The organism is Bacteroidota bacterium, assembly GCA_039714315.1.
In the GTDB taxonomy this organism is placed as follows: domain Bacteria; phylum Bacteroidota; class Bacteroidia; order Flavobacteriales; family JADGDT01; genus JADGDT01.
In genome coordinates this window covers 1-4,132 of the sequence record JBDLJM010000202.1, presented here as the reverse complement: position 1 = coordinate 4,132, position 4,132 = coordinate 1, and the positions used below count along the sequence as shown (strand labels likewise).

The 4,132-nt window shown below is 34.6% G+C and carries 5 protein-coding genes; 2 read left to right on the top strand and 3 right to left on the bottom strand.

What is annotated here, in order from left to right; genetic code table 11:
• Window positions 1-797: 797 nt before the first annotated feature.
• Window positions 798-1,535: a hypothetical protein gene (locus ABFR62_13340; GenBank protein MEN8139404.1), complete on the bottom strand. Its 738-nt coding sequence runs from the start codon at window positions 1,533-1,535 to the stop codon at window positions 798-800.
• Between the two features lie 395 nt (window positions 1,536-1,930).
• Here ABFR62_13340 and ABFR62_13335 point away from each other — a divergent pair, with 395 nt between their 5' ends.
• Entirely contained in the window at window positions 1,931-2,911 is a 981-nt protein-coding gene (locus tag ABFR62_13335) for a GSCFA domain-containing protein (protein ID MEN8139403.1), read from the top strand.
• On the opposite strand, the gene ABFR62_13330 is transcribed toward ABFR62_13335, so the two are convergent.
• On the bottom strand, window positions 2,908-3,054 hold the full coding sequence (locus ABFR62_13330) for a hypothetical protein (protein MEN8139402.1): 147 nt from the start codon (window positions 3,052-3,054) through the stop codon (window positions 2,908-2,910). The two genes, ABFR62_13335 and ABFR62_13330, sit on opposite strands and share 4 nt — an antisense overlap.
• Before the next feature lie 97 nt (window positions 3,055-3,151).
• Between ABFR62_13330 and ABFR62_13325 the strand changes: the two genes are divergently transcribed.
• Window positions 3,152-3,385 (top strand): hypothetical protein, encoded by a 234-nt coding sequence (locus ABFR62_13325; protein MEN8139401.1) that lies wholly within the window; start codon window positions 3,152-3,154, stop codon window positions 3,383-3,385.
• A gap of 246 nt (window positions 3,386-3,631) precedes the next feature.
• Here ABFR62_13325 and ABFR62_13320 read toward each other — a convergent pair.
• The coding region (locus ABFR62_13320; GenBank protein ID MEN8139400.1) for a hypothetical protein at window positions 3,632-4,132 on the bottom strand (501 nt) is incomplete at its 5' end.

Here is a 4,132-nt window from a genome sequence, read left to right as displayed (position 1 = left end):
AAATAAATGCAGTAAACCATAGATTGAATCGGTCCAACCAAACGCTTTATATAATTTTCTCCCCAAAAATATGACTTGACCCTTTTTTATGATTAAAGATTAAACTTTTGAAATAAAAATAGAGAAGTAAGTGTAATATATCATTGATAACCATCAAGCATTCATTCATAATTTCCCTCTGATGTACAGGGAACCCCTCTCCTGCTAAAACTCTTTACATCCATGCAGTTTTTTTCATCTCCGTGACAAAAAAATCGGTGTCCTGCCGGTGCTTTTCTGTTTCCTGTTGTATGTAGTGAGTGTCCTGTTAAGTTTTTTGTGCCCTGTGATATATTTTTTATAGTCCGTGCTAAGAATTTTGAGTTCCTGCCGAAAAAATCCTTATGCTGCGGCTTCGGAATGTCGTCCTGCCTTAAAATTTCACCTTCCTGCCGCTGTGGGAGGCGTCCTGCTAAAGGTTTAGGCGTCCTGCTACATGTTTTTTCGCATGCGGGGCAATAAAAACGGCTTCCTGCCGGTGGTTTACCCCATCCTTGCTAATATTTACTTAATCTTTGCCGTACAGGACAGCTTTTTTATTAGCAATGACGCATCACCTTGCGGCAGGAAGCCTTATTTAGTTATAATACCATCTACAACTTAAAACTACTGTAATAAAACGAATCTTTTGGCTTTAGTCTTCAAAATAAAAACTCTCCGTAGCTCTGCTATGCCTCGTTTTTCTTTTTCGTCTAAAGCAAAAATCTTCTATTATATTATACAGTAATTTTAAACCGTAAATGGTATAATATGTAAGCTTATTGAAGCTCGACTAAAGAATTGTTTGTTCTTTTTTTGTTTTTCCAGTAGGAGCTTGTGTAGCCTTTATACCTTGTTTTATCTTTGTGGAACACATATTTCCCTGCTGCTCTTACTTCATCAACAAGTTCTTTCAGGTGCATGTATGCTTTATCTCTGATAACTTTTGATTCGTTTTGTTCGGCTTTGTCGCCATTGGCTTCGGCAAGCAGTTCTGCCAGTTCATCGGCCATATTTGCAGCCGTATCTAGTTTTGCCGTATCGAAACCTATTGCATTAAGCAGGTCGTTGTTTTCTTTTCCCAAAACGGCAATATCGTTAAGATCCTGGATCATATCGGCATGTCCATCACCCTTACTAATGGCTGTTACCCTGCTAAGCAGTACCGCATCTTTACGGTAGGCATAGCGAATGGCACGCAGAAGTTCTTCGCGGAAATCATAGGCTGCCGGAGCTTTTACTCCCCATAGTTTCTGAGCCTCTTTTTGCGAACGGAAATCTTTGTTCCATACCGACTGGGCTTCGCGACATGCACCTGCTCTTACAGGCAGGTCGTTTAGCATTTCGTTACTGATCCCCACTGTATTTAACTGTGCGGCATCGTCGAGTGTCCACTTAAACAGGTTTTCTGCTTCCTGTAAGAAGGTGTCAACAGGTTGGCTTGGATTTTTTACATCCTGATCGGGGATTGCCATGATGGCATTCAGTTTGGCTTTGTAATCATCAAAATTCGCCATAATAAGTAAATTTAAAAGTTAGTAATTAGCCTTTATTATAAAGGCCTACCTTAACAAGGTGATTGGGTTAATTTTTGAGTATTTAATATGCTTGTTTAATTTAGGTTTAGGTATTTGGGTTAAAGAAATGACATTGTATTATTCTATAACGTTATACAATGTACGTAATTTGAAGTGAACATCAAAATACCTTTAAAAACCTAAAGTAGAATTAATTACAGTAAATTTAAGTGGTAGATGGTATAAGTGCCGAATCAGTGATTAAATTATAAACCAAACAACAGAAAGAGGTGTTTGAAATTATAGCTTATAAGGTCTAAAGTTTTTTTCCGGTAAGAATAAATAAGTTAATTTTGAAGCTGTACAAATAAGTACAGCTTTTTTCTTTAAATATTATGCAGTTACAATCAACAGTATCGATAAATGAGCCCTCGAAAGTGATTAGATATAATGATAAGTTAATCTTTTTAGGGTCGTGCTTTTCCGGGAATATTGGTAACAAGTTTGTAGAACGATTATTCGATACTACGGTAAATCCTTTTGGTGTAATATTTAATCCTGTTTCTATTTTTAAACTATTGGACAGAAGTATTGATAAAAGGTATTTTGTAGAAGATGACTGGCAGTTTTTTAATGAAAAGTGGATTAATCTGGATCTGCATGGCGATTTATCATATTATACACTTGAGGAGGCATTGGAAAAGAGTAATAATTTGATTGATGAAATGAATGAGCATTTGAATAATGCCACTCATCTTTTTCTCACTTTCGGCACAGCCTGGATTTATGAGTATATAGAAAAGCAGCAACTTGTAGCAAATTGTCATAAAATACCACAGAAAGAATTCGAAAAGAGATTATTGTCTGTTGAAGAAATTGTAGAATCAGGAAATGCTATTTTATCAAAACTACAAACGGCAAATTCCGGGTTACAAACTATCTTCACAATAAGTCCGGTCAGACATTTGGCCGATGGAGCACATAACAATAATATTAGTAAATCGGCATTGTTTTTGGCTGTTGATGAAATGATAAAGGAAAGCGGAAGTGATTATTTTCCATCTTACGAAATAGTGATGGATGAGTTGCGCGATTACAGGTTTTTCGACAGGGATTTTATGCATCCTAATCAACTGGCAACAGATTATGTTTGGGAAAGATTGTTGTATAACTGGGTAGGGGAGGATACTGTTCATAAAGTAAAGAAGGTTGAGAAGGTAATAGCTGCCGCAAATCACCGTCCTTTCAACGTGGAAAGCGAAGCCCATCAAAAGTTTTTGAGGAAGAATTTAAGCTTGATAAAAGAGTTGAGCAGAAAGGCGAGGTATTTGAACTTTGACTCTATAAAAAGAAAATTCAAGGAGCAGTTAAATTAATTATCTTCTATTTTTTCCAGTTCCCTTTCGTAGTCAAACTGCAAATCTTCGTGTAAATTGGAGATAGCTTTTTTTACTGATTCCACCTGACGCTTGTAGGTATTGAAAAGAGCATTGTCATTTTTAATTAATATTAGCAGCATTATGGATTTTATATTTCATTTCGACCTGCTCCTATTTTTTTATATATTGCAATATTAATTATCGTATTTTTGTAAAAAGAAATCAGACTATCAGTTAATGGCACAAATAACACTAAATATTAAAGATAATCAACTTAGTTTTTTTTTAGAACTAATTGAAAAATTGGATTTTGTTCAGTTGAATAAAGAATCTGATTGGTGGGATGATTTGAGTGTTGAAAATAAGAATTTAATAGAAAAGGGATTATCTGATATTGAAAAGAATAATATTCATAGCGATGAAGATGTTCGTTCAAGTATTAGAAAAAGAATATCAGAAGCTCAAAAGTAATGATAATTATATGGTCAGCCCAAGCCAAGAAGTCATACGAAAAAGTTATTGATGATTTAATAGAACGTTGGCCAATTGAAATTGTCCGGGATTTTGAATCAAGAACAAATAATATTCTTGACAATTTAAAACTAAATAGAATTTCCTGTAAACAATCAGAAAAAAAACTTCTTAGGATCTGCCTTGTTCATGAAAATATTTCTCTGGTATATAAAAAGAAAGATAAAGTGATTGAATTAATTGCTTTCATTGATAATCGTTCAAATCATTCGTTTTAGTGATTTTTTCCAGTTCCCTTTCGTAGTCAAACTGCAAATCTTCGTGTAAATTGGAGATAGCTTTTTTTACTGATTCCACCTGACGCTTGTAAATATTGAAAAGAGCCTTGTCTTTCTCGATAGGAGGGTGCATATTTTTAAGTGTGGCACAAAAATACAGCATCAGTTCCACTTCTGTTTCTTTCTTTTTAGAGTAGCGAATGTACTTTTTTACGATTCGCAGAATTTTTCGAACACTCTTTTTTATATAATGATAGCTTTTGATATTGATCTCGTCGAAGTAGTTGTCTACTTCGGCTTTTACATTCTCAATATAAGTTGATTCGCTTGAAGCTTCAAACAGGAGGTAGGTTAATAATTCTTTATTTTCTTTTTTGAATTTTGACAGCCGTAAACATAATTCTATCAGTTCTTCCTGAGAATGATGGTTTAACTCTTGTTTGAGTTCTCTTATTGTGGCTGTTTTCAT

What these genes read in the sequence shown, in the direction of transcription:
- ABFR62_13340 (MEN8139404.1), bottom strand. Translation starts at nt 1,535, where the DNA reads ATGGCGAATTTTGATGATTACAAAGCCAAACTGAATGCCATCATGGCA.
- ABFR62_13335 (MEN8139403.1), top strand. Translation starts at nt 1,931, where the DNA reads ATGCAGTTACAATCAACAGTATCGATAAATGAGCCCTCGAAAGTGATT.
- ABFR62_13330 (MEN8139402.1), bottom strand. Translation starts at nt 3,054, where the DNA reads ATGCTGCTAATATTAATTAAAAATGACAATGCTCTTTTCAATACCTAC.
- ABFR62_13325 (MEN8139401.1), top strand. Translation starts at nt 3,152, where the DNA reads ATGGCACAAATAACACTAAATATTAAAGATAATCAACTTAGTTTTTTT.